Consider the following 21,903-nt stretch of genomic DNA (forward strand, 5'->3'; position numbering starts at 1 on the left):
CGTAATTTTGGGGTGTGCTAATTACTTCTACTACTTTTGGCATTGATGAAGAGTGCCGAATCCCTCACAGGTGGATTCTAGACTTACGCACAGGGATTTGAATATATAAAGCAAACTCGGCAGAAATGCAGTATTCGCAAATAATTCGTCATACCCAAGTTAGCAAATCAGACGACACGAGAGACCTCTCAGAGGTCTACGTTCGTATCACATCCAAATAGAAGGCGGAGTCAATCAAAAATTCAGAAGGCTGTTAGCCGTAGCCTTTAAGCGTTAAATAATCAGTGCTGCTACCAACTTTGCCTTTGGATTAAAAGACCGAATATTTTAAGTGACCGCCTGCTATCACCGGAGTGGGTAGCGCCAAACGACGAGACTACGATAACCATGGTCTCACACTACGATCTAAATCGAACAACACCCGCCGTAAGGATCATTCAGACAAATAGGAGTTCAAAATAGACAACACGCTGGCCCCCGAACCAAAGATTTGATTAAGCTTTCCACTTTTCCCACAGTCATTCACCTAGTTGTATTAGTGCCATAATGCGCTCAAAATCTTCTTGGTCACCAAATTCCACAACCATCTTGCCCTTGCGCTTGCCCATAGTCACGGTGACCTTGGTGTCAAAGCGATCAGACAAGCGCTCGGCGGAATCAGTGAAATACTGCGGCTGTGGCGCTGGCTGCTTCTTCTTGGATTCGGCCGGCTTACCATCACGCTTATAAAGGGTGACTGCCTCCTCAGTAGCGCGTACGGACAGACCTTCCGCGATGATGCGGTTGGCAATATATTCCATGGCCTCGGTGTCATCCAAAGACAGTAGCGCACGCGCGTGGCCAGCAGACAAGGTACCAGCGGCTACACGTTTTTGTACCTCTACCGGTAGCTTGAGCAGGCGCAGCATATTGGTCACCTGGGGGCGGGAGCGGCCAATGCGATCCGCCAGCTCATTCTGGGTAACGCCGAACTCTTCCAGCAGCTGTTGATAGGCGTGTGCCTCTTCCAGAGGGTTGAGCTGCACACGGTGAATGTTTTCCAGCAGGGCATCGCGCAGCAGGTTGTCATCCTTGGTATCGCGCACGATGGCCGGAATCGTAGCCAGACCCGCCTTGGAAGAAGCGCGCCAACGGCGCTCACCCATGATGAGCTCGAAGCCACCCTCCTCGGAAGGACGGACGACAACGGGCTGCAATAAACCAAACTCGCGAATCGAGTGGACGAGCTCGCCCAGCTCATCCTCATCGAAGACGGTGCGAGGCTGCTTCGGATTCGGGATAATATCGCCGATGGAAATCTCGCGATAGGTCGCACCGATAGGAGCCGGGGTAGCCTGACGCTTCTTCGAGGACTTGGAGCCAGAACTCTGCTGAATGGTGGGGGCGCCCTTGACACGCTTGCCTTCGCCGCCCTTATGGCCCGGCTGCGGAGTGGAGTTTCCCAAGATGATATCCGCAGCGGAGTCTCCTAGGCGCGGCTTGCGGGTAGGGGCATCGGGACCGGATGGGATGAGTGCGGCGAGACCTTTGCCAAGGCCGCCTTGCTTCTGTTCTGCCATGAGTTCCTATCCTTCCAATTCCGCGTAAATCTCTGGGCTCACGCCAATCGCCCCGGTGGTCGGGTGCGGGCGGTAATCGCCACGCCGGTTAAGCTCGCGCGCCGCCGCAAGGTAGGCGCGGGCACCGGTGGACGAGGGAGCATAATCAATAACCGTAGTACCGTACCCCGGTGCCTCGGAAACGCGCACGGAGCGTGGGATAACATTGCCCAGAACTACGGCACCAAACTGTTCGCGGACGTTATCTGCCACATCTTCTGCTAAGCGTGTACGGGCGTCATACATGGTCAGCAGCACGGCGGAAATATGCAGATCCTCATTGAGGTGCTCGCGAATCATGGAGATATTTCCCAGCAGCTGGCCCACACCCTCCAAGGCGTAGTACTCGCATTGAATCGGGATGATGACCTCTTCAGCGCACGTCATTGCATTGATGGTGAGCAACCCAAGCGAAGGCGGGCAGTCAATGAAGACATATTCGAAGCCATGCTCTTCAAGGAAGCCATTATGCAAAGCGTCATAGAGGCGGAATTCGCGGCGTACCAAGGACACCATTTCGATCTCCGCGCCAGCCAAATCAATGGTGGCGGGAATGCAAAAAAGGTTTTCGTTGTGCGAAGAGGGCTGCATGGCCTTTTCGGCGCTGCAATCCCCAAGGAGCACCTCATAGCTGGAATCGGTGCCGGAGCTATGCTCCGCGCCCATGGCCGTGGAGGCGTTTCCCTGCGGGTCAAGATCGATCACCAGCACTTTCTTGCCCTCTGCGGCAAGCGCTGCGGCCAAGTTGGCGGCGGAGGTGGTTTTGCCTACGCCGCCCTTCTGGTTAGCAATGGTGATAAGGCGCGGATTAGTCATGCCGTCTACTTTAGTTCACGCGCGGGACACGAATGATCGTGGTTCCCTCGATGGTGCTGACCTCGGCCTTTCCGCCGCCGGCCTTCTTAATATCAGCGGCATCGCGCTCCAATTCCTCATGTACCGAAGAACCCTTCAACGCGATCATCTCGCCCCCTTTGCGCACGAGCGGCAGCGACCATTTGGCAAGTTTGCCTAGGGGTGCGACGGCACGGGAGGTAACCACGTCGGCCCCCGCCACTGCCTTTTTAATCGGGCCTTCTTCGGCACGGCCGCGCAGGACCGTGACATTTTCCAGGCCGAGCTGTTCTACCACCTCGTTGAGGTAGTTATAGCGTTTGAGCAGCGGCTCGATCAGAGTAATTTGCAGGTCTGGGCGCGCAATGGCCAGCGGAATGCCGGGCAACCCAGCACCCGAGCCGACGTCGATTACCGTGGCACCTTCGGGGATTGCCTGCTTGACGACGGCGCAATTAATGATGTGCCTATCCCATAAACGCGGTACCTCCCGGGGGCCTATAAAACCACGAATGGACCCGTCTGTAGCGAGCGAATCATGGTAAGCCTGCGCGAGGGGCAAGCGAGAGCCGAATACTACTGACGGGTCCATCTCGGACACGATGGGGTTCTCCTCCGTGTTTATTTGTTTTTACGCTGTTTCTTAGTGCGGTTGTCCTTCTTGCGGGCACCCGGCTTTGGCGCGGAAGTGCGCTTGGCCTCAATCTTAGCGGCTTCCTCTTCTTCTTCCTCGCGGTCCATCTTGGCGTAGACGATGCGGGTTTGGAAGAAAGTCCAGACCGTATTGGCCATCATGTAGAACAGCAAACCAATTGGCCAGATGAAGCCGGAGAAGACCAGCATGGCCGGCATAACCCACAGCATCATCTTGGACATCATAGCCATTTGCTGCTGCATCATTTCCGCATTCTGCCCCTGCGGCGCTTGGGTCTTACCGGCAGCGCGACGCTTTTCTTGGCGGTTTAAGCTCATACGCGCATTGAAGTGCGTCATGACCGCAATGATGGCAATCATCGGAACGATGATGACAGCTGCCTGGCTAGTGGTTACGCCCTCTACGATTGGGGAGTTCAAGCGCAAGTTGGTCACGAGCGGAACATCAAAAATCTTGGCGTCCAAGAACTGCTGCACTAGGTCAGGCTTGAAGATGTAGTTCGCAGTATTGGCATTTTCCTCGATGGACATTGGATCGCCACTGGGATGGCCAATGCCACCGGCAACCGCAACGGTGCGGTCGAAGGAACGCAACACGTGGAACAGACCAATGAACATTGGAATCTGCACGAAGACCGGCAGGCAGCCAGCCATCGGACGTACACCAGATTCCTTATAAACCTTCTGCATCTCCTGTGCAGCCTTGGTTTGGTCATTGCCGTACTTCGCACGGATTTCCTGCACCTTAGGCTGGATTTCCTGCATCTTGCGCGAGGAGCGAATCTGGCTGATAGTCGGCTTGACCATCAACGCCTTAAGCGTCCAGGTCAGCAGCACAATGGACAGAATCCACGTAATTCCCCACGCCGGGTCCATCACGAGAGATAGCAGCCAGTGCCAGAACCATAAAACGGCCGAAATTGGCCAGTAAATGAAATTAAGCACGAGTGTTTAATCCTCAATTGTTGTTGGTATCCGGGACCGGATCGAACCCGCCCGGATGCCAGGGGCCGCATTTGCAAACCCTGGCTATTGCCATCGCCGTACCCTTGGAAGCGCCGTGTTTGGAAAGCGCCTCTAGAGCATAAGCACTGCATGTCGGATCGAACCGACAGGTCGATACCATCTTAAAGCCAGAGACATGTTTTTGGTAGAAACGAACCACTCTGACCATTGGTTTGGCCAATCCTCTGGCTGGGGGAATTTCTTCCCCGCGGGAATTTAGATATCCCATTGCTTGCGAAGTGCTTTGGCAAGATCTTTTTCTAACTGCTCACTACTAGCAGTAGCACTAGCGGGCAGTGCACGAATGACCACATCCACGCTGGCGGGCAGCTTGGGAATGAATGTCATGCACACATGGCGAAGCCGCCGGGAGGTGCGGTGGCGAACCACTGCATTCCCGACGGCTTTAGAAACAATCAGCCCAAATCGCGGCCCAGTGGCGGCGATATCGGCTGCCTTGTCCGTACCTGCGTTATCGCGTGCATGCACGACGATCGTACGAGTGCCCGCCCGGCGGCTGCCCTTCATCGTGCGCCGAAACTGCGTCGGTGATGTGAGCTTATGCTGGGCCGGAAGCATAACTTATGCAGTCAGCTTTGCGCGGCCCTTCTTGCGACGAGCTGCAACGATGGCGCGACCTGCACGAGTGCTCATGCGGGTGCGGAAGCCGTGCTTACGAGCACGACGACGGTTGTTCGGCTGGAACGTGCGCTTACCCTTTGCCACGTTAATTCTCCTTGAAGTTGTGCGTAGGCACACTACCGCTAGGCAGTGGTGTACCCACTGATGAATAGATTCCATGAACCTGACGCATCACAGTCTCTCCGGTACACGGCGAGCCGACGGGCCCAGCCAGTGCGAGGTGACGCTGTCACTTTCACGCGCAACTCTTTGTTGCAATAGACCATGCCAGATTACGTGATTTCTGCCGCTGGAAACAAATCGACACCCGGGTACACCCGAAATTACATAAATGTTTTTTCTTGCAGCTAGAAGGCCAGATTCTAGGCCCTTACTGCACCTAATCCACCACACCGGAGGGTCGACCCCAACCCGCACCCGGGTAGTGAATTTTTCTCGCTAGACACACCTGCCATTTCGGCGGTACAACAGAAGAATCAAATTCCACAGCCGTACCGACCATGTGGATAACTCTAAATCAACACTCGAGACTTTTGCAGTTTTCGCAGCGTATGGCCATAGACTGGCCAATTGAGAGTTATCCACAGCCATGAACTAAGCTGTGAATAACTATTTCATCCACACCTGTGGATAACTCTGTGGAGTTCGAGGTGACTCGATAAAAACCAATGTGAAAACCACAGTGGAATCCGCGGTGAAAATTGTTATTCAATGTCCACCCGTCCCCGACTAAATTCCACAAAGGTAGCCTGTAGTGACTGACCCACAAGCGAACCTGCATGCCGTTTGGCGCGCGGTCGTTGATGACCTGCTCGCACAATCCGAGCAACCCAATTCCGAGGTCCCTAGTTTTTCGCATTCACAGCGCCTTTATCTCCAGCTAGTTCGCCCCATCATGATGGTCGAGGGATACACCCTTGTCGCCGCCGAGAACCTGGATGCCAAAAATGTGGTCGAAAACGAGCTTGGCGAGCATATCGCCAAGGCATTGACCCGGCACCTCGGCCGCCCGTGTTCCTTCGCGGTTACCCTCGCGACCCCGCAAGAGCCGCAGCCACCGGCCGCTGAACCGGCCCCACAAGCAGCTCCCCCTCAGCAGCAACAACCCCCACAAGCACAACCACAGCAGAACACGGAAGCTACCCCGAACTACATTCCGCGCCCGCAGCAACCAGATACCGCTGCGCAACAGGCTCCTATCCAGAACAACTGGCAGTCCAGCCACGCCCCAGCAAGCCTGGATGAGTTGGCCGAACACTATAACCAGCAGCAGGCGGAGGCCGCGGGAAATTTCTCGGGTGCTGCCACCAATTCCGCCCGCATCCCGCGCGAGGCTCCGGCGCATGATCCCAATCGTGAAACTTCACTCAATCCAAAGCACACCTTCGATAGCTTTGTGATTGGTTCTTCGAATCGTTTTGCCAATGGTGCAGCCGTTGCCGTGGCCGAGAATCCCGCGCGTGCCTACAACCCACTCTTTATCTGGGGCGGCTCTGGACTAGGTAAAACGCACCTTTTGCACGCCGCTGGCAATTACGCCCAGGTACTGCATCCGGGCCTGCGGGTAAAATATGTGTCTTCGGAAGAATTCACGAATGACTACATTAATTCCTTGCGCGATGACCGCCAGGAATCATTCAAACGCCGCTACCGCAATCTCGACATTTTGATGGTCGATGACATCCAGTTCTTGGAGGGCAAGGAATCCACTCAGGAGGAGTTTTTCCATACCTTCAATGCGCTGCACCAAGCCAATAAGCAGATCATTTTGTCTTCGGACCGCCCGCCAAAGCAGCTCACCACGCTAGAGGATCGCCTCCGCACCCGCTTTGAAGGCGGTCTGATCACCGATATTCAGCCGCCAGATCTAGAAACGCGTATCGCGATTTTGATGAAGAAGGCAGCCAATGATGGCACCGAGGTAGATCGCTCCGTACTTGAGCTCATTGCCTCACGCTTCGAGTCTTCTATTCGCGAACTCGAAGGCGCACTCATCCGTGTTTCGGCCTATTCTTCCTTGGTTAATGAGCCAATCAATGTGGAGATGGCTGAAATCGCTTTGCGCGATTTGGCCCCTGATTCCGCAGATCGACAGATCACCGCTACCTCGATCATGGAGGTCACGGCAGAGTTCTTCGATATTGATGTAGAAACACTGCGCGGCGCCGGCAAGAAGCGCGCGGTAGCGCATGCTCGCCAGTTGGCTATGTATCTATGCCGCGAACTTACAGAGCTATCCCTTCCTAAGATCGGTGAGCAGTTCGGCGGCAAGGACCACACCACCGTCATCTATGCAGATCGCAAAATCCGCAAAGAGATGACTGAAAAGCGCAATACCTACGACGAGATCCAGGCACTTACCCAGCGCATCAAGAATCGCGGTCGCGCCTAATTCTCACCGCACTACTTCAACGCCTTCCTTATATAAAGGAGGGCGTTTTTAGTTTTCCCTTTAGACTTCCCTGATTCCGCCGGCCCCACGTGGAGCTCAAGCCAGAACGACAAAACTGGAAATCCGCACGAAAGCCGAATAGGAGGCTAAAACAAACCTCCGCGCAACCGCTACCCATTGTTGTAATTTCACAAAGAATTCAAAACCGCTCCTGGAACTAAGCGTTTAACTGGGAAAAGAGTTATCCACAGCGTTGTTCACACCTGTGTAATTTCATCTTTGTAATTCATGGATCTTGCTCACAGTTTTAAATTCCACAAGCCCTATGCTGGAAGAACCGCCCTGTGATCAGCCCTGTGTGTAGATCGGTGATCAAATGACAAAACCTGTGGATAAAACGGCGGTCCCACTAGTTGTCCACAATTCGCCCCGATTGATCACAGCAAGATCACAAGATTTGGCACACCCCGGATCTGTGCCGTGAACTTGTCATTTACCAAGTTACCCACAGATACCACAGCGCTTATTACTACTACTAAATTATTTCTCTGATCTACCTAGAAGAAAGAGGGTGTGTGGAATTCGCCCCAGCCTGCCTTCGGCCAAACGCGAATCGAACGGGCGAAGATGGAATTACATGTTGTGGCGCACCGTGCCCGATGCGGTAAGTTGGAAGCCAGTCTTTTGTAAGTAACAATTTTCCTACTTGCCCTAGAGGAGCTCTTCGCACCATGGATGAAGCCGTGTCATTTCGCGTTGCCAAAGATGATCTTGCCAACGCCGTAGCGTGGGTTGCTCGCAGCCTGCCCTCCAAGGTCACCCAGCCCGTGCTGCGCGCGATGCTGATCACCGCGGATGACAATGGTCTTGAGTTCACCGGCTTCGATTACGAAGTCTCTACCCGCGTCCGCATCGCCGGCATGGTGGATGAACCCGGGCAAATCGCCGTAGCTGGCAAGCTTCTTTCCGATATCGTCGCTTCTTTGCCAAACAAAGAAGTAGAGATCTCCCAGGTAGATTCCAAGGCCCTGGTTACTTGCGGTTCTTCCCGCTTTGAACTGCCGCTAATTCCCCTGGATGATTACCCACAGCTTCCGGCCCTGCCGGAGGTTACCGGCACCATCCAGCCACAGCTATTCGTCGAGGCCATCCACCAGGTCGCTGCCGCGGCCGGCAAGGATGACACCCTGCCAATGCTCACCGGTGTGCACATGGATATCCATGGCAAAGACATTGAGATGACGGCAACGGACCGCTTCCGCCTAGCTATGCGCACCTTGGAATGGGAGCCGAAGTCCCCAGACGTGGAAGCCAAGCTTCTGGTACCTGCTAAGACCCTGCAGGAAACTGGCCGTTCCTTGGATCCGCATCTCAACATTCCAGTGGAGATCGCCGTGGGCACCGATGAGAATATTGGTGCCGAAGGCCTCTTTGGCCTGCACGCGGATAATCGTGAAACCACCACGCGCATGCTGGATGCAGATTTTCCCAATGTGCAGCCGCTGCTGCCGAAGAATCACACCAATATTGCCTCCATTGAGGTGGCACCACTGCAGGAAGCGATCCGCCGCGTTTCTTTGCTGACGGATCGCAACGCGCAGATCCGGATGGAATTCGCTGATGGTCAGGTAACCCTATCTGCCGGCGCGGATGCCGGTAACGCCACCGAGACCCTGCCATGTGCGTTCTATGGCCGTGATGAATTCCTCATCGCTTTCAACCCGGGCTATCTTAAGGATGGTTTGGCCGTTATCAACACCGACCGGGTGGTCTTTGGCTTTACCGAGCCTTCTCGTCCGGCCATTATGATCCCAGAACCGGAAGAGCTGCCTGAGGCCGATGAAGATGGCAACTTCCCCACGCCGGAGACTAACTTCACCTACCTGCTCATGCCGGTTCGCCTGCCGGGCTAATGTACGTCAGGGATCTCGATGTTCGGGATTTTCGCTCATGGCCCGAACTTAAAGTACAGCTAGGGCCGGGGATCACCCTTTTTGTCGGGCGCAATGGCTTTGGCAAGACCAATATCGTCGAGGCCATTGGTTATACTGCCCATCTTTCTTCCCATCGCGTTTCTCATGATGCGCCGCTGGTGCGCCAGGGTGCGGGTAGTGCGCGGGTGTCCATTACCGCGGTGAACCAAGGCCGCGAGCTCACCACCCATTTGCTGATTAAGCCCCACGCGGCCAATCAAGCGCAGATCAATCGCACGCGCCTGCGCAGCCCCCGTGAGCTTCTGGGCGTGGTAAAAACGGTGCTCTTTTCCCCGGAAGATTTGGCCTTGGTGCGCGGCGAGCCGGCTGGGCGCCGCGCCTACCTCGATAGCATCATTGCCTCGCGGACCCCGCGCCTTGCGGGCGTAAAGGCCGACTATGACAAGGTACTCAAGCAGCGCAATGCCCTGCTCAAATCTGGCTCCGCCAGCCTGCGCCGCGGCTATTCCGATAGCGATGGTGCCGCGGCACTGGCCACCTTGGATACCTGGGATGCGCAGTTAGCCCGCCTCGGCGCCCAGGTTATTGCCGCGCGCCTTGCGCTTGTCGACGCCCTTTTAGACCACATTCCCGCCGCCTATTCCGGCCTAGCACCAGAATCGCGCCCAGCGCAGGTGGAGTATAAATCCACGATCGACACCGCGGACCGAGAGGTGCTCGAGGCAGTGATGCTTACCGAATTGGCGAACGTTCGGCAACGCGAAATCGAACGCGGCATTTCCCTCGTGGGCCCACACCGCGACGATCTGGTGCTTAATCTGGGTGAACAGCCGGCCAAGGGCTTTGCCAGCCATGGCGAGACGTGGTCCTATGCCATCGCGCTGCGCCTAGCGGAGTTTAATCTCCTGCGCCAGGAGGGAGGATCGGATCCGGTGCTCATCTTGGATGATGTTTTTGCTGAGTTGGACGCCAAGCGCCGCAAGCAGCTCGTCCACCTGGCCGCCGAGGCCGAGCAGGTGCTCATCACCGCGGCGGTAGATGAGGATCTACCAGGAAATTTGGAGCCCATCGTGCGCTATCGCGTGAGCGTGGAAGATACCGATGCCGGGCGCATTTCCAAGCTCAACGCTGAGGATGCTGGTGCGGACGCTGCCGAGGAAGGTGAGGGAAGTGAGTGAGATAGAAGGGGGCGTCGGCAAGCAGCGCATTGATCCAGTCACCCAGTACTTTAAGCTGGTCCGCTCCACCTCCAAGAACCCGCCGAAGCTAACCCGCCCTGTGCCGAAGATGCCGGTGCCCTCTCTGGAGAAGGCACAAAAGCAGGGGTATATGGGCTATCAACGGGGTATTCCCACAGGACCGGATGGCAGGAAGAAACGGCGCACGCTGGCGGTGCCGAGCCTGGGAGCCCAAATCAGCCGCGAGGTAGTCAATCGTGGCTGGGAGCATGGCCTGGCCAATGGCTGGGTGATGGGGAATTGGGAAAATCTCGTGGGCGAGCGTATCGCCGCCCATACGCAGCCGCAGAAGATTAAGGACAAGGTTGTCTATGTGTCCTGCGATAACTCCACCTGGGCTACGGAGTTGCGCTATCTGCAGCGCCAAATCCTGCGGAAAATCTCTGACCGCCTAGGGCCGGATGTCATCGTTGAGCTGCGCATTCATGGCCCTAAGCAAAGGCGCAACTATGAGGGGCGGCAGTGGGTGAGACCACAAGGATCGCAAGATACGTATGGCTAATAGGTTGCAGTTGGATCCGACCTTTAAATTCTAAATAACCTCAGAGCGCGCCAGATTCCTATCTCTCACGGGTGTGGGGTGTCTTTCAGTAGGGGGTATCCGTGTAGAATAGTCAGGGTCTTAGAATTAGCTATAGCCAAAAGGAGAGCACGAATCCGTGGCTGAAGAACACGCATATGATGCCGGGTCAATTACGATCTTGGAGGGCCTCGAGGCCGTCCGTAAGCGCCCCGGCATGTACATTGGTTCAACCGGTTCGCGCGGCCTGCACCACCTCATTTGGGAGATCGTTGATAACTCCGTCGATGAGGCTATGGCCGGCTACGCCGATAAGGTTACCGTCAAGCTGCTAGAAGATGGCGGCGTCGAGGTCATCGATAATGGCCGTGGTATCCCGGTAGAAATGCACGCCTCCGGCGCACCTACCGTCCAGGTGGTCATGACCCAGCTGCACGCCGGCGGTAAATTCGACTCCGATTCCTACGCCGTTTCCGGCGGCCTGCACGGCGTCGGTATTTCCGTGGTGAACGCGCTATCTACCCGCGTAGAGGCGGAAATCAAGCGCGATGGCAAGCACTGGTACCAAAACTTCCACAACGCCATCCCGGACGAGTTGATTGAAGGCGGCAATGCCCGCGGTACGGGCACCAAGATCCGTTTCTGGGCGGATCCGGAAGTCTTCGAAACTACCGATTACGATTACGACACCATCGCCCGCCGCCTGCAGGAAATGGCCTTCTTGAATAAGGGCCTATCCATTGAGCTCATCGATGAGCGCGTCACCGAAGAGCAGATCGAGCTGGAAGAAATCGCCGATGCAGAATCAGGCGAGAGCAATGCGGATGAAACCTCTTTCGATGATGGTCCAGACGCTGGCGATACTTTCAACGAAGAATCCGGCGATGCAAAGGAAGCTGCGGCGGAAAAGAAGCGCCGCAAGAAAGTCACCTTCCACTATCCAGAGGGCTTGACCGACTACGTCAAGTACCTCAATAAGTCCAAGACTGCGATCCACCCGACCATCGTTTCTTTCGATGCCAAGGGCGAAGATCATGAGGTGGAAGTAGCACTGCAGTGGAACCAGGGCTATAAGCAGTCCGTTCACACTTTTGCCAATACCATCAACACCCACGAGGGCGGCACGCACGAAGAGGGCTTCCGCGCGGCCCTGACCTCCTTGATGAACCGCTATGCCAAGGAGCATAAGCTCATCAAGGAAAAGGACGGCAACCTTTCCGGCGATGACTGCCGCGAGGGTTTGGCCGCCGTTATCTCGGTCAAGGTGGCTGATCCGCAGTTTGAGGGCCAGACCAAGACCAAGTTGGGCAATTCCGAGATTAAGGGCTTTGTCCAGCGTGCGGTCAACGAGCACGTTAATGACTGGTTCGATGCCAACCCGGCTGAGGCTAAGGCCATTATTAATAAGGCCGTTTCCTCCGCGCATGCTCGCATGGCTGCCCGCAAGGCCCGCGAGATGGTGCGCCGCAAGTCCGCCACCGACCTTGGTGGTCTGCCGGGCAAGCTCGCGGATTGCCGCTCCAAGGACCCGAAGATTTCCGAGCTCTACATCGTGGAGGGTGACTCCGCAGGCGGTTCCGCTAAGGGCGGACGCGATTCCATGTTCCAGGCCATCTTGCCACTGCGCGGCAAGATCCTGAACGTGGAGAAAGCCCGCATGGATAAGGTCCTCAAGAATGCCGAGGTCCAGGCGATTATTACCGCACTGGGTACCGGCATCCACGAGGAATTCGACATCAAGAAGCTGCGCTACGACAAGATCGTACTCATGGCCGATGCCGACGTTGACGGCCAGCACATTGCCACGCTGCTATTGACCCTGCTCTTCCGCTTCATGCCGCAGCTGGTTGAAGATGGCCACGTATTCCTGGCTAACCCGCCGCTGTATAAACTCAAGTGGTCTAAGGGTACTCCGGGCTATGCCTTTTCCGACGACGAGCGCGATAAGCTGCTGGCCGAGGGCCTGGAACAGAACCGCAAGATCAACAAGGATGACGGCATCCAGCGCTACAAGGGTCTGGGCGAGATGAACGCCGCCGAGTTGTGGGAGACCACGCTCGACCCGAGCACCCGCATCCTGCGCCGCGTGGATCTGGAAGACGCACAGCGTGCCGATGAGCTCTTCTCCATCCTCATGGGTGACGATGTCTCGGCCCGCCGCTCCTTCATTACCCGCCGCGCAAAGGACGTCCGCTTCTTGGATATTTAAAGCGCAGCACAAGGCCCACCGTGGAATTCCCGCGGTGGGCTTTAATTGTGGCGTCGTAAAGCGCTAGCTCTAAGCCTGGGAGCTGCGCTGGTCTGCTATCGCGAATCCCAAGGACGCAAGGCACATGGCCAAGATGACGCCGAAGCCGGCGATGATGGAAAGCGGCCAGTCCGCGCTCGTGCCGTGCAAGGTGGCAAAGACGATGGCCGTGATGACGGCAAGCCCAATGGCCGTGCCGATACGCTGGCCGGTTTGGAGGACAGCGCCGGACGAACCGGCATAAGCCTGTGGGACATGCGCCAAGGTGAGCGTTTGGTTAGGGGAGATGACCGAACCTTGTCCGCCGCCCACCAAGGCGAGTGAAAGGACCATCCACCATTCACTGGCGCCCCATTGCTCGGTGACCCAGATAAGCGCAATGGTCGCTACGAGCCCCGAGATGGTCACAAGCATGCCCAGGACAACGACCTTGCGGCCATGGACGGACACGGAGCGGCCGGCCAGAGTGGCAGAAATGGAGCTCAATAAGGCGGCCGGAATGCCTACGGAGCCGGCAGCGAGGGCGGAGTGCCCGAGCCCGCTTTGGAAGTAGAGCGCGACAAGCACCCAAATGCTGGTAATACCCATAAACCACAAGGTGGCGATGATGGTGCCATTGCGAAAGCTCGGGGTGGCAAAGATATTGAGATCCACCATCGGCGGATGGCCGGTGGCCTTGTGGCGGCGTTCCCACAGCACCCATCCCACAAGGAGGACGGCACCCAGCAGCAAGAGCCACCACACGGCCGGTGATGCGGATGATTCCATAAAAGGGAAGAGGATGGCCCATACGGCAGCGCCGAGGATCAGTGCGCCGATAGGATCAAGGGTGGCTAGGGCCTTGAAGATGCCCAATTTATTGCCGGCTTCATCGTGTACGCGGGAGAATAACGGTCGAGGAAACCACATCAATCCTAAGATGATGGCTACAAGGCCGATGGGGAAATTGACCAGCATGGTCAACCGCCAGCCTAGGTCCGCTCCGCCAAGGCGAATGAGAAGGCCGCCCAGTACCGGACCGATGGCAACGGCAATGCCCACCGTGGAGCCAAAATAACCAAAGGCACGGGCGCGCTCGGCACCGCGGAAGTACTGTTGAATCATACCTACGCCCTGTGGATTGAGCAGGCCTGCACCTACGCCTTGGATAAAACGGGCGCCGTTGAGCGCTTCCGCATTGGGGGCAAAGCCGGCGACTGCGGCGCTGATGGAATAAATGGCGATGCCTGCCAGAAAGATGCCGCCGCGGCCGACGAGATCTCCAGCGCGGCCGGCCGCCACGAGGATGACACCGAAGGTGAGCGCATAGCCGGAGAGCACCCATTGCACATCGGAATCAGAGGCTCCCAGGCCCGATTGGATAGAGGGCAGGGCGACGTTCACGATGGACACGCTCAGCAGCGACATAAAGAGCGCCGTGAGCAAAACAATCAGTACCCGCCAGCGGGCGGGATCTTGGCCGGCGGGGTACTCGGTTTGGTTAGCTGCGGAGGTAGTCACTTCCATACTTATACCTGGCGGTTAGAAAGCGATTCAACTGCCGGGAAACTACATATGTTTCTGCAGCACGCGTCCAAAATCTGGGACCGCAGGGGTGAGGAATTTCGACGCCTTACCGCGCAGGGAGTTATAAGGCTTAGATAGTGCGGGGGAGTTGACCTGCTCGGCGTGCTTATCGGCCACCGACAGGATGGCATCGCTTACCTCGGTGCTGCGTGGCTCCAGGAAGGAACCGAAATCCTGCTTGGTGCTGCCTGTAAACTCCTGCCAGTGCGGGTCGAGGGCATCAAGAACATCCGGTAGCACGCGGCCTAGTGCCTTCGTGACGATGGCGGAGTCGACCTTTTTAGCGGCGGCGAGGGCGCCCTTGAGCGCCATGCCGGTAATGCCCGATTGCTTGGCGACGACCCCCTCAACCAGCTCGCCACAATCGCTTATCACCGCAGTGCGCTGCGGAGCCGACATAAGTTCAGAAAGATGTGCCATGCTGCACCACCTTACGCGAGTTAAGCTGGCTGTCCCGGCAAGCCAGGGAGGTTGGCCTGAATGGCGGCAATCTGATCGGCGATCTGACCCAAGCCGGCATCGCGCGCCGCCTTCTCCAGATTGACGTTGGGGGAGTAGAGGGCTACGGCACTGGCCAGTGCGGTGACGCCCGCGGCTGCGGCGGTGATGATCAAGGTGAGGTCCAGCTGGGAAGAACCGGTAGAGGAACCCCCGGCTTTCCCCTGCTCAAAGTTCGGATTTACCTTGCCTTTCTAGGAATCCGCCTCAGCTGCAGTAACGGTAGGGGCAGTTCCTTCCTTGGGTGACTATCGCCAATAACTTAGGCAACTTCTTTAACACTAAGGTAGACGCGCGCGCTAAACTTTGCGAACTCTGCGTTATACCCGCTTAGCGCCGGCACGCGGGCTAAAACCTCCGCCATAGCGCGGGCGGCGTCGCGGTGGCTATCGTGGATAGCTATTCCTTCCACCTTGGCCGTACTGGCGGCTGCGGCGGCCGCAAGGGCGGCAAAGTTGGTGATACGGACGTGAAAGTGTACGCAAAACTCTTGTGCCAAGAGGTAGAGCTGCTCGGTACTCATAACTGCCTAGGACTGCGCTGGCCGAGCGCGGCGGATTTCTGCTTCTAACTCAGCGCGGCCGGGGAGGAGGGCGCGGGCGGTGGATTGCACGTGGGCGTCGGCAAGCGTGCGGGCTGCCGCCGCAACGATGGCGCGCACTACCGCTTCATGTTTGGAGGTGCCCTGCGCCGAGGCCAGCAGGGTGAGAGCGTGATCCTGTTCGGCCGTAAGCCGCAATGTCATTGCCATGCCTTAGTGATACCACGGTGATACCATGCGTGCGGCAATTCGGGCCCTGAAAGGCGCTAAAGGGTAGAATCTGGCGTTATGAGTGACAATAACGACGATCTTTTTGATCGCATATTTCCCATTGACATTAATGAGGAGATGGAGTCGAGCTACATCGACTACGCCATGTCCGTCATCGTCGGCCGTGCCCTGCCGGAGGTGCGCGATGGACTAAAGCCGGTGCACCGCCGCATCCTTTACGCGATGTTCGATTCCGGTTACCGGCCGGAGCGCGGCTACGTAAAGTCCGCCCGCCCGGTCTCGGACACCATGGGTCAGTTCCACCCGCACGGTGACTCCGCCATTTATGACACCTTGGTGCGCTTGGCCCAGTCGTGGAATATGCGCTACCCACTGGTGGATGGCCAGGGTAACTTCGGCTCCCGCGGTAACGATGGCCCAGCAGCAATGCGTTATACGGAGTGTAAGCTCACCCCGTTGGCGATGGAGATGGTGCGCGATATCCGCGAAAACACCGTTGATTTCTCGCCCAACTACGATGGCAAAACCAGCGAGCCGGACGTACTGCCGTCCCGCGTTCCAAACCTGCTGATGAACGGTTCGGGCGGCATTGCCGTGGGTATGGCCACCAATATCCCGCCGCATAACCTCAACGAGCTGGCTGAGGCCATCTACTGGCTACTAGATAATCCAGACGCCGATGAAGAGGCTGCGCTGGAAGCCTGCATGGAACGCGTCAAGGGCCCGGATTTCCCCACCGCTGGCCTCATTGTGGGCGATCAGGGCATCAAGGATGCCTACACCACCGGCCGCGGCTCCATCCGTCTGCGCGGTGTGACCTCCATCGAGGAGTCTGGATCCCGCCAAACCATCGTGATCACCGAGCTGCCGTTCCAGGTCAACCCGGATAACCTCATCTCCAATATCGCGGAGTCCGTGGCCAGCGGCAAGATTGCGGGCATTTCCAAGATTGAGGATGAGTCCTCCGACCGCGTGGGCATGCGCATCGTGGTCACCCTTAAGCGCGACGCCGTGGCCCGCGTGGTGCTCAATAACCTCTACAAGCACTCCCAGCTGCAGACGTCCTTCGGCGCGAATATGCTCTCCATCGTCGATGGCGTGCCGCGCACCCTTCGCCTGGATCAGATGCTGCGCTACTACGTGGAGCACCAGATCGAGGTCATCGTTCGCCGTACCCAGTACCGCTTGAACGAGGCCGAGAAGCGCGCCCACATCTTGCGCGGTTTGGTCAAGGCCCTGGATATGTTGGATGAGGTCATCGCCCTTATTCGTCGTTCGCCCACCGTGGACGAGGCGCGCGAAGGCTTGAAGGAGCTTCTCGACGTCGACGATATCCAGGCCGATGCCATCCTAGCCATGCAGCTGCGCAAGCTGGCTGCACTGGAACGCCAGAAGATCATTGACGAGTTGGCGGAGATCGAGCGCGAAATCGCCGACCTGAAGGATATCCTCGCCCGCGAGGAGCGCCAGCGCCAGATTGTCCACGATGAGCTGGCAGAGATCGTCGATAAGTATGGCGATGAACGCCGCACCGAAATTATTCCGGCGACCGGCGATGTCACCGATGAGGACCTCATCGCCCGCGAGAACGTCGTGGTCACCATTACCTCTACCGGCTACGCTAAGCGCACCAAGGTGGATTCCTATAAGGCACAAAAGCGTGGCGGCAAGGGCGTGCGCGGCGCTGAGCTCAAGCAGGACGATATTGTGAAGAACTTCTTCGTCTGCTCCACGCACGACTGGATCTTGTTCTTTACCAACTTCGGCCGTGTTTACCGCCTCAAGGCCTATGAACTGCCAGAGGGCGGTCGCGCCGCACGCGGCCAGCACGTAGCTAACCTGCTGGAATTCCAGCCGGAAGAAAAGATCGCTCAGGTTATCCAGATCCAGTCCTACGAGGACGCTCCTTACCTGGTCCTCGCCACCCAGCAGGGCCGCGTGAAGAAGTCCCGCCTGACCGATTATGAGTCCGCGCGTTCCGCTGGCCTTATCGCCATCAACCTCAACGAGGGCGATGCGCTCATCGGCGCACAGCTCGTCTCCGAGGGCGATGACATCCTGCTTACCTCCGAGCAGGGCCAAGCTATCCGCTTTACTGCCGACGACGACCAGCTGCGCCCCATGGGCCGCGCTACCGCCGGTGTGAAGGGCATGCGCTTCCGCGGCGATGACCAGCTGCTATCCATGTCCGTGGTCCACGATGGCGAGTTCCTTTTGGTAGCCACTTCTGGCGGCTACGGCAAGCGCACCGCCATTGAGGAATACACCCCGCAGGGCCGCGGTGGCTTGGGTGTTATGACCTTCAAGTACACCCCGAAGCGCGGCAAGCTCATCGGCGCCATCTCCGTCGATGAGGATGACGAGATCTTCGCCATCACCTCTGCCGGCGGCGTCATCCGCACCGAGGTGGACCAGATTCGTCCGTCCTCCCGTGCGACCATGGGTGTGCGCTTGGTGAACCTGGCCGACGACGTCGAACTGCTTGCCATCGACCGCAACGTCGAAGAAGATGGTGAGGAAGACGCTCAGGCTGTAGCCAAGGGCGAAAAGACCGTGGATGAGGTCCAGCAGGAGCACAAGGCTGGCGATGCCTCCAAGGATGAGGAGTAATTAATGGCACGACGAGACGTAACGATTACGCGAATCTCGCCCATTTCCGCGTTCCGCGTTGGTCTGGCCTTGTCACTCGTCGGACTCATTGCCTGGATGCTGGCCGTATGCCTGCTCTACATCGGCCTGAACCAGGTGGGCATCTGGGAATCGCTCAATAGCCTCGTCGGCGGCGTCGGCGGCGGATTCGAGGTCACCTTCGGTGTCATTATCTCCGCCTCCGCGCTCATCGGCGTTATTTTCGCCGTTCTCCTTACGTTGCTGGCACCACTGATGGCGGTTATTTACAACGCCATCGTGGACGTCTTTGGCGGCCTGCGGGTCGACCTAGACAGCCGCTAGCGCCTCTCTTGCGTTTGAAGATACCGGCACCTTCGGGTGCCGGTATTTTTCTTTCTTTCGTGCGAATCTTTCCCCGCTTTTGAGTTGCCGGAAATATCTGCTGAACAGGCGATTTGTGTAAATCCGGGGATAGTATGTAGAGTTAATTCTCGTTCCGCACAAGGGCCTATAGCTCAGTCGGTTAGAGCGCATCGCTGATAACGATGAGGTCGCTGGTTCGATTCCAGCTAGGCCCACCACGGAACAATGGGGCATTAGCTCAATTGGTAGAGCATCTGCTTTGCAAGCAGAAGGTCAGGAGTTCGATTCTCCTATGCTCCACAGCATGTAGTCCGGCTTCCTCTTCGGAGGGGCCGGACATTTTTCATTTCTGCGCTCATTCTCAAGCACTCTGAGAAGTGACACAATGGCGAGTGATTTACTCGGATCACCATTTTCGTCCATATAGACCAGCAAAACCGTCGACGAAAACCGAGTTTTGGATGGACGATATCGTTGAAGACAACGGCTAAGCCAGTCTCGAAAAGGGGGGTGTTCCTATATAGGTTGTCAACTCCGTGGGTGGGCTTGTTGGGGGTGTGAAGGGTTTCTGCTTCGTCTCGTAGATGTTGTTTTGGGTACCTTGAGGAGCCGGTTGGGCTTGCTGTGCAATCGGCTTGGATGGGGGTCTGTTGGCTTTAGGCTGCTGCAGCCTCCTGAGCTGTAGAGATGTCTCGGTAGTGCTCGCCGTTTCGCATCATGGAGAAGAGAGCGTTGAGGCGTCGGCGTGCGAGTGCGACGACTGCGGCGTTGTGTCTTTTGCCTTCTTTGCGTTTTCGTTCATAGAATTGCTGGGAACGCTCGTGGAATCTGGTCGATGCAGAAGACGATTGCCATAGGGCGTTCTTTAATTTTTGTTGCCAGCGCGGTTGGGTGAATTCGGCATAATGGACGTTCCTGATTGATTTGTCCGTGGTGATAGGCCTGTATAGGACGCTAGGTGCGCTGCATCGGGGAGGTCGGACATATCGCCAACAGTCATGAGGATCTGCGCGGCGCTACGTGGGCCGATGCCGGGCATGGATAAAAGAATCTCGGTTTGAGGAATGTCTTGAATGAGCTTGAGTACCTGTGCTTCGATTTCCTTGCGATGCTCGAGTTTGGCCAGTGCGTCTTTGGCGGACATTGCTACGCCAAGTTCGGCGTATTCTGCGCCGGCAATGGACATGGTCTGTCCGTGGATGGCAGCAAGCATGGCATTGATGACAGGCTCGGGATTGCGTGCTTTGTGACTGCGCGCAAAGGCTGCTAGGCGTGTTTTACCGATGCGTCGAATCTTGGTGGGGCCGCCGTATTTTGCAAGTAGGTGGAGGATCCATTTTCGGTGAATCATCTGTCCGCGCAGGACATGTTCGAATGCAGGATTGGTTCCCACGAGCGCGGATCGCATCTGGTTAATTTGGCGTGTGTAGGCTCGGGCGAGGTCTTCGTCGATACCGTTGAGAACTTTTGGCTGGGTAAAGACTTCCTCAACGCGGTCGACGTTGCGCAGGGCGTCTGGAAGGTTAAGACCGGCATGGGCGATGACGTAGGCGTCGCGTACATCGGTCTTTGAGTTGCCGACGTGGATGCGAGAGAGCTGTCGCATCGCAAGCCCTGGTAGATAGCGATCGTCTGCCCCCCATGTCTTGGGCGACTGCGACGGTTAATCGGCTGATGTTGTTGGGTTGATCGACAATGACAAGGACTGAGGTGTTGTCGGCGAGGAATTGGCCGAAGAGCTTGCGGAGCGAGCTTTTATGCTGATTGATGCGTTTGGACAGGACTTGCCTGCCTTGGGGATCGAGGACGCAGGCGTGGTGGAAGTATTTGCCGACGTCCACGCCAATGACGAAGTCATAGGCCATGGGTGTGTTCCTCCTAGCGATGAATTAGAAGTTGGACTATTTGAGCTTCATCGCTGGGGGTGGTCGGACATACTTAGTACTGGCATCTACATTACTGTGAGACCTCATACCACCTGGGCTGGGTCAGGTTCCTATTGAGCTGTTTGAGTATGTCACTGTCTTCGGCGGCATCACCCCCGGATCATTTTCAGACAGGGGCGGGAATAAGCCATACCGAAGCCAGCGACTAGTTCTACTGTCCTTTCAGACGGAGGGAACGGAAATAAACATAACCCGCCCAATCGGGTGGACAGGCTATGAATCTTCGGTGCTCTGAGGTGGAACTGCTAACAACGAAATGGGGGGGAACGGGGGCAAAGTCAATAATTCGAGTCTGGCATAAGTTGATAAGGATTGCCTAACCTAATACTGTTTCAAGTTATGGTCCCGATCGGGAATCGGCAACGGAAGCGAGGCGGCGACGATGAACAGAAAATGTGGATCGACCAGAGAACCCCTCTCCGGAGGGGGAGTCGGGGACGCGGGCCCGGACGGGACGGGCGACGGCGACGCGGTGGCGTCGCAGACGGACGACGGGCGGTTGGTACACGTCGCACCGGTCGCAGCGGGTGGCCGACCATCCACCCGCGATATGCTCGTCGCCGCCGCGATCGGCGTCGCGGGGTCTCTCGTCGTCGTGCCCCTGACCTACCTGCAGGTGTTCGCCGGCATCGCCCACGTTTATCTCGTCGCGGCGACGCTCGGGTTGTGGTTCCTGCAGTGCGTCGTTCCCCTCATCGTCGTCCGCAAGCCTGGCGCGAGCCTCATCGCGTGCCTTGCCATGGGCGTCGTGTCCGCGGCGACCACCCCGTTCGGCGTCGCCGCGATCGGGGCGCTGATCATGGAAGGATTGCTCATCGAGCTTCCGTTCATGGTCACCCTGTACCGGCGGTGGACGCGTCCCCAGTTCGTGGCGTCGGCGATGTTGTTCTCCGCGATGATGGGAACGATGGCCCCGCGCGCAGTTGGCGTCAACTCGCCGACCACGCCCATGACCCTGATCAGCTTCGGCGTAGCCTTGGCATCGAGCCTGGTGTTTTTGGTCCTGGGCTTTGCCGTCGCAAAGGGTCTTCGCAGCCGCGAGGTCACCCGGTGACCGGCGGAGCACCCGTGTGCGCCGGTGCG

General features: G+C 57.2%; 20 protein-coding genes, 2 tRNA genes and 1 pseudogene. 10 read left to right on the forward strand and 13 right to left on the reverse strand.

Going from position 1 to position 21,903, the window contains the following annotated elements:
* Positions 1–518: 518 nt before the first annotated feature.
* Genes L8V22_RS09355 through rpmH form a run of 7 tightly spaced genes read right to left on the reverse strand, consistent with a single transcriptional unit; the run spans position 519 to position 4,817 of the window.
* Entirely contained in the window at positions 519–1,559 is a 1,041-nt protein-coding gene (locus L8V22_RS09355) for a ParB/RepB/Spo0J family partition protein (protein ID WP_238801560.1), read from the reverse strand.
* A 6-nt stretch (positions 1,560–1,565) separates the two neighbouring features.
* Positions 1,566–2,414: a ParA family protein gene (locus L8V22_RS09360; RefSeq protein ID WP_238801561.1), complete on the reverse strand. Its 849-nt coding sequence runs from the start codon at positions 2,412–2,414 to the stop codon at positions 1,566–1,568.
* A 10-nt stretch (positions 2,415–2,424) separates the two neighbouring features.
* Positions 2,425–3,024: a 16S rRNA (guanine(527)-N(7))-methyltransferase RsmG gene (gene rsmG / locus L8V22_RS09365; RefSeq protein ID WP_238801579.1), complete on the reverse strand. Its 600-nt coding sequence runs from the start codon at positions 3,022–3,024 to the stop codon at positions 2,425–2,427.
* Between the two features lie 29 nt (positions 3,025–3,053).
* Positions 3,054–4,031 (reverse strand): membrane protein insertase YidC, encoded by a 978-nt coding sequence (gene yidC, locus L8V22_RS09370; protein WP_238801562.1) that lies wholly within the window; start codon positions 4,029–4,031, stop codon positions 3,054–3,056.
* A gap of 13 nt (positions 4,032–4,044) precedes the next feature.
* The gene (yidD, locus tag L8V22_RS09375) at positions 4,045–4,320 is read right to left on the reverse strand and encodes a membrane protein insertion efficiency factor YidD (protein WP_420839991.1); all 276 of its coding nucleotides are present in this window, start codon (positions 4,318–4,320) and stop codon (positions 4,045–4,047) included.
* Complete coding sequence (rnpA, locus tag L8V22_RS09380) at positions 4,308–4,670, reverse strand: ribonuclease P protein component (RefSeq protein WP_238801563.1); 363 nt, start codon at positions 4,668–4,670, stop codon at positions 4,308–4,310. Before rnpA ends, yidD begins: the two co-directional genes overlap by 13 nt.
* 3 nt (positions 4,671–4,673) lie before the next feature.
* Positions 4,674–4,817 carry a 50S ribosomal protein L34 gene (gene rpmH, locus L8V22_RS09385; RefSeq protein WP_003847033.1) on the reverse strand — a complete coding sequence of 48 codons (144 nt, stop codon included), beginning with the start codon at positions 4,815–4,817 and terminating at the stop codon, positions 4,674–4,676.
* A gap of 670 nt (positions 4,818–5,487) precedes the next feature.
* Here rpmH and dnaA point away from each other — a divergent pair.
* The 5 genes from dnaA to gyrB all read left to right on the forward strand — a co-directional run bounded on the left by dnaA (position 5,488) and on the right by gyrB (position 13,026).
* Complete coding sequence (dnaA, locus tag L8V22_RS09390) at positions 5,488–7,125, forward strand: chromosomal replication initiator protein DnaA (RefSeq protein WP_238801564.1); 1,638 nt, start codon at positions 5,488–5,490, stop codon at positions 7,123–7,125.
* A gap of 731 nt (positions 7,126–7,856) precedes the next feature.
* Positions 7,857–9,038, forward strand: coding sequence for a DNA polymerase III subunit beta (gene dnaN / locus L8V22_RS09395; protein ID WP_238801565.1), 1,182 nt, complete (start codon positions 7,857–7,859; stop codon positions 9,036–9,038).
* Entirely contained in the window at positions 9,038–10,237 is a 1,200-nt protein-coding gene (gene recF / locus L8V22_RS09400) for a DNA replication/repair protein RecF (protein WP_238801566.1), read from the forward strand. Before dnaN ends, recF begins: the two co-directional genes overlap by 1 nt.
* On the forward strand, positions 10,230–10,799 hold the full coding sequence (locus tag L8V22_RS09405) for a DciA family protein (protein WP_238801567.1): 570 nt from the start codon (positions 10,230–10,232) through the stop codon (positions 10,797–10,799). The genes recF and L8V22_RS09405 overlap by 8 nt, the downstream gene beginning before the upstream one ends.
* 157 nt (positions 10,800–10,956) lie before the next feature.
* A complete protein-coding gene (gyrB, locus tag L8V22_RS09410; RefSeq protein ID WP_238801568.1) occupies positions 10,957–13,026 on the forward strand; it encodes a DNA topoisomerase (ATP-hydrolyzing) subunit B in 2,070 nt (689 codons plus the stop codon).
* A gap of 69 nt (positions 13,027–13,095) precedes the next feature.
* On the opposite strand, the gene L8V22_RS09415 is transcribed toward gyrB, so the two are convergent.
* The 5 genes from L8V22_RS09415 to L8V22_RS09435 all read right to left on the reverse strand — a co-directional run bounded on the left by L8V22_RS09415 (position 13,096) and on the right by L8V22_RS09435 (position 15,880).
* Positions 13,096–14,571: an MFS transporter gene (locus L8V22_RS09415; protein ID WP_238801569.1), complete on the reverse strand. Its 1,476-nt coding sequence runs from the start codon at positions 14,569–14,571 to the stop codon at positions 13,096–13,098.
* Positions 14,572–14,613: 42 nt separating this feature from the next.
* Entirely contained in the window at positions 14,614–15,051 is a 438-nt protein-coding gene (locus tag L8V22_RS09420) for a DUF6918 family protein (RefSeq protein WP_238801570.1), read from the reverse strand.
* Positions 15,052–15,071: 20 nt separating this feature from the next.
* Positions 15,072–15,245: a hypothetical protein gene (locus L8V22_RS09425; RefSeq protein WP_238801571.1), complete on the reverse strand. Its 174-nt coding sequence runs from the start codon at positions 15,243–15,245 to the stop codon at positions 15,072–15,074.
* A gap of 146 nt (positions 15,246–15,391) precedes the next feature.
* On the reverse strand, positions 15,392–15,652 hold the full coding sequence (locus L8V22_RS09430; RefSeq protein WP_238801572.1) for a cell filamentation protein Fic: 261 nt from the start codon (positions 15,650–15,652) through the stop codon (positions 15,392–15,394).
* Between the two features lie 6 nt (positions 15,653–15,658).
* Positions 15,659–15,880: a CopG family transcriptional regulator gene (locus L8V22_RS09435; protein ID WP_238801573.1), complete on the reverse strand. Its 222-nt coding sequence runs from the start codon at positions 15,878–15,880 to the stop codon at positions 15,659–15,661.
* 78 nt (positions 15,881–15,958) lie between these two features.
* Here L8V22_RS09435 and gyrA point away from each other — a divergent pair, with 78 nt between their 5' ends.
* The 4 genes from gyrA to L8V22_RS09455 all read left to right on the forward strand — a co-directional run bounded on the left by gyrA (position 15,959) and on the right by L8V22_RS09455 (position 19,174).
* A complete protein-coding gene (gene gyrA, locus L8V22_RS09440) occupies positions 15,959–18,511 on the forward strand; it encodes a DNA gyrase subunit A (RefSeq protein WP_238801574.1) in 2,553 nt (850 codons plus the stop codon).
* 3 nt (positions 18,512–18,514) lie between these two features.
* Positions 18,515–18,853 (forward strand): DUF3566 domain-containing protein, encoded by a 339-nt coding sequence (locus L8V22_RS09445; RefSeq protein WP_238801575.1) that lies wholly within the window; start codon positions 18,515–18,517, stop codon positions 18,851–18,853.
* A 162-nt stretch (positions 18,854–19,015) separates the two neighbouring features.
* Positions 19,016–19,092 (forward strand) — tRNA-Ile (locus tag L8V22_RS09450).
* 9 nt (positions 19,093–19,101) lie between these two features.
* A tRNA-Ala gene (locus tag L8V22_RS09455) sits at positions 19,102–19,174 on the forward strand.
* 356 nt (positions 19,175–19,530) lie between these two features.
* Here the strand turns inward: L8V22_RS09455 and L8V22_RS09460 are convergent.
* Positions 19,531–20,739, reverse strand: a pseudogene (locus L8V22_RS09460) (IS110 family RNA-guided transposase).
* A gap of 631 nt (positions 20,740–21,370) precedes the next feature.
* On the opposite strand from L8V22_RS09460, the gene L8V22_RS09465 reads away from it, so the two are divergent.
* Positions 21,371–21,874, forward strand: a complete 504-nt coding sequence (locus tag L8V22_RS09465; RefSeq protein WP_236587136.1) for an ECF transporter S component — start codon at positions 21,371–21,373, stop codon at positions 21,872–21,874.
* The last annotated feature ends 29 nt before the right edge of the window (positions 21,875–21,903 follow it).

This window comes from Corynebacterium yonathiae (assembly GCF_027570195.1).
Lineage (GTDB): Bacteria > Actinomycetota > Actinomycetes > Mycobacteriales > Mycobacteriaceae > Corynebacterium > Corynebacterium yonathiae.